The following is a 3926-nucleotide window of genomic DNA, read 5'->3' as shown; positions in this document are numbered from 1 at the left end:
CTGTTGTGATTTCTGGTTGAGTTGGTGTTGTTGGTTTTTTAGTTACAAATTCTGTCAATGGTTTTGTATCTGTAGAACCATCTGTGTAGGTTACTACAAGATTTCCATCTGCATCTTTTGTGACTGATTTAATCTTAGTCTTAGCATCTTCAGCATCTACAGTTGTACCTTTTTTGTCTGCAAAGTTGGCATCATCATTAGTTTGAGCATACTCAATTTGCAGTTTTTCTTTGATTTTATCTAACTCAGCGTCTGTTACTTTCGTTGGATCTGCTACTTCAACTTTATCAGCTGGGGCTGGAGTTGCAATATCGTACTTATCTGTTTGTGATTTAACAACGAATTGAACATAACCTGGTCTTGTTAATGCGTTAGGATCTTCTCTGAGTGAAGTATAATTATCATTAGAAAGCGCATTATCATTATCTTCTGCAACAATGAAACTTGTCCAATTTTGGCCTGGTTTGAGGTTAGTTACACCAGTCATCTTAATAGTAGCAGTTTTACCAGATACTGTCCCCTCACCATGTGTAACGGCAGAATTTTCTATCTTCCCTGTTGTAAAACCAAATCCAGCAGTATTATCATTTTTAATAATACCTGGTCCACGAAGTTTGAGGTTTTTAACTTCATTATCATCCGCAGCTTTGAAGGTCAAATCAGTGTTTTCACCTGTATAAACATAGATTTGTTTATTAGCTTCATTTGAGTACGGAAGTTCAACTGTTGGAGCTACATTTACAAATTCTGATAATGGTTTTTTATCTATAGAACCATCTGTATAAGTTACTACAAGATTTCCATCCGCATCTTTTGTGACTGATTGAATCTTATTAGTTTTATCAGCTGTTGTCCCTTTTTTGTCTGCTAAGTTCGCATCATCGTTGTTTTGAGAGTACTCAAGTTGGACTTTTTCTTTGATTTTAGCTAGCTCAGCCTCGGTCACGTTAGCTGGATCTGCTACAGTAACTTTTTCAGTCGGAGTTGCAATGTCATATTTTTGATTTTGCGGCTTAAGAATGACACGGAATGAACCTGGGTCAGTTGCGTTTGAGCTACCTACAGCTTTATTCTCAATTTTCGCACCATCTGTATCCGTTGCAGTTGCATAACGCCAGCCTAGAACCATACCTTTTGGATTTTCGCCTTTAGTCGCTGCTTCTAAGTCTTCTGGTTTCAAACCATCTGTTGCTGCTGGAGTACCTCTATAAGTAATAACTGCTGGTGCATCCGCTGTTGCTGGGGTTTCAGCAGAGATAACATTTGCTTTAAAACCATATTGAGTATTGATGGTATTTTCTTCACCTTCAACTGGTTTAAATGCTTGGTTTCCTCCAGCGTTTACAGTGGCACTTGCAATTTTTCCGCTATCATCTTTGAATTTGATATCGAATGAGTTTTCTTCTCCAGCATATACATAAACTTCTTTAGCATCTTTATTAGAGTAAGGGATCTCTACTGTTGGTGCTACTACTGGAGCTGCTGGAGTTGTAGCTGTAACTGGATCACTTGCTACTGATGTTTGACCATCTTTAGTTGCTTTCGCTGTTACAGCGCCTGCTGGGATATCAACTGTTGGTGTGATTGTTGCTTTACCATTGTTATCAGCTGTTGCTTCACCAATCTTGTTGTTGTCTTTATCGAACAACTCAACTGTAGTTCCTGGATCAGCTGTAACTTCAACTGATGTCTTAGTACCTGCTTTACCTGTAAGATCTGTGTTCACAACTGGTTTGGCTGGGGTAACTGGTTTTGGTGTTTCCCCTTCAACTTCAAATGTAATCGTAACTTCTTGTGGAGCTTGTTTGTAGTGAGCTGGGTAAGTAACCACTACTGTTTTAGTGTAAGTACCTGCTTCTGTAGCAGTTGGTGCTTGACCGTCTTTCCATTTGAAGCTTGTTGCACCACGGTAGTTATTTGGGAATTCTGGAGTGCCAGCCTTGTTAGTTACATAAGTAGCTGGATCTGCAGCAAAACTTCCACCAACTTTGGCAGTGTACTTTTCTTTAACTGCAACTGCTTGGAATTTTGAACTTGCATTATCGATGTAGTTATCTGTGAAACCAGTCATGATGTTTGTTCTTCCACCAACAAGCCCTGTTCCTTGCATACCTGCAACATAGTCAAGTGGCTTAGAGTTATCCAAGATTGGTGTGTCATAGGTAATAGTCCACATAACATTACGAATCGCATTATTATCAGCAGTCATCGTATACAAAGCTTGTGAACGTTCTGCGGTTTGAGCTGCAACTGCAGCTTCATTGCCCTTAATTGCTGGATTTTTTGTATCTTTATAAAGTTGAGTCAAGCGTTTCGTCATTTCAGCGCCAGTATAGGTATTCATGCGACCTTTCTGACCCATCAAGTAAGATCCATCATTATCTTTCCAGTAATCACGACTATTAACTACTTTTCCGTTTTTATCTGTTTGGACAACTTTCCAGTTTGTTGGTTCACCTACTGAACCTTTCGGAATTGTAAAGTAGACATAACCACTGGCTGAATTTCCTTTACGGCCTGGGTTATCAAGAACTGTCCAATGGATAACATTATTAGCCTTGTCTACTTCGTAGCTAATTTTAACATAGCCTTCGACATCTTCTTTATTGCTATAGTCAAGGTTTTCAGCACCTTCTGATGCTCGTGTTGCTGTAGCTCTCGCTGCACGATTAGTACGTGGCTTAGCTACTAAAGAGCCATCTTTGATAGTTTGAGCTGCTGTCAAGTTTGCACTTGAACCATCTGCAAAAGTCACAACTACTGTTCCGTCTGCTTGGACTTGAACATCAGTCGCTGTAGGGTTTGCTGCCTTAACAGCTGCTACAACTTTTGCTTTTTCTTCATCAGTAAGTGCTGCTGGATTGTAAACCACAGTCAATTCTGGAGCTTGGATGCTGTCTGCTTCCTTCGCTTTTTCAGTCGCAACTACTGGTTCTTCTTTAGAATTTTGAGTAGTTTCAACGGGTTTTTCAGCTTTTTCTTCAGCCACTGCTGGTGCTACTTCTACAGCTGGTGCTGCATAAGTTGGGTTCTCTTCAGATACAACTGGCTTAGCCCCTTCTGCTGTAGAGCTAGTTTCTGGCTTAGCTTCTACCGTATCTGCTTTGACTGATGGAACCACCAAAGTTGCCCCAACCGCAAAAACAAGCGAACAACCGAAAAGGAAATGTTTTCCTTTTTTGATCATACGCCAATTCTTTTGTTCTGCATTTTTACGATTAAAATACATGACATATCTCCTTTTTATAAATAAAAGCATGTTTTTTACATACAGAGTTATTATACATCATCTTCAAAAAATAGTCAATTGGGGTCTTCTTTTTTTAAAATCATTCATTTTTCAAAAATACGTAAACGTGCAAACCTTTTCAACTTATAAATATAAGTTTTTCCGATATATATTAAAGATGTATTTAAACGAAAAATATCGGTATCAAAACAATTAAATTATAAAAATCTTGTAGATTTATGATGTTTTTGAAGATTATTTGACTTTGGAGTTCGTTTTTTATATTTTTTGCGCAAACTAATTTTCGATAGTTGTTTTATTTATAACCATTTTAAAAAAATAAACGCATAATATCAGATTTCCAGATTTAAGCTTTTTCAACATCTCTAGGACTGAGATTTTAACATTCTCCTAGTCATTATCCATCAAAAAATTTCTATCCCCCTACAGTTGACAAAGAGCCAAATTAAAAAGCTAGAGTTCCGCAATGGGAAATCTCTAGCTTTTTTTGTGGCTGAGAACTATTTTATCTCAGATCCTTTCCTAGCAAATTCTTAGAATCGAAATTCTCAGGTTTGCTTTATTTGAGTAACTTCTTACTCTTCTTCCTCACGTTTTTTAGTGAAGAGGAGTCCGCCTGTCACTGCTGCAAGTAGTGCTAGACCAAGTGAAGCGTTAGATTGCTCTGTACCAGTAT

General features: G+C 38.1%; 1 protein-coding gene and 1 pseudogene. Both read right to left on the bottom strand.

Annotated features, from left to right (window positions below; genetic code table 11):
• Window positions 1–3229 (bottom strand): annotated as a pseudogene (locus HMPREF2987_RS00935) (hypothetical protein); the annotation flags it as partial.
• Between the two features lie 596 nt (window positions 3230–3825).
• Window positions 3826–3926 (bottom strand): LPXTG cell wall anchor domain-containing protein (locus HMPREF2987_RS11390; RefSeq protein WP_142995329.1); only part of this gene is annotated, 101 nt, incomplete at its 5' end.

This window comes from Streptococcus sp. HMSC067H01 (assembly GCF_001814775.1).
Classification (GTDB): domain Bacteria; phylum Bacillota; class Bacilli; order Lactobacillales; family Streptococcaceae; genus Streptococcus.
This window is presented reverse-complemented; position numbering and strand designations above follow the sequence as displayed.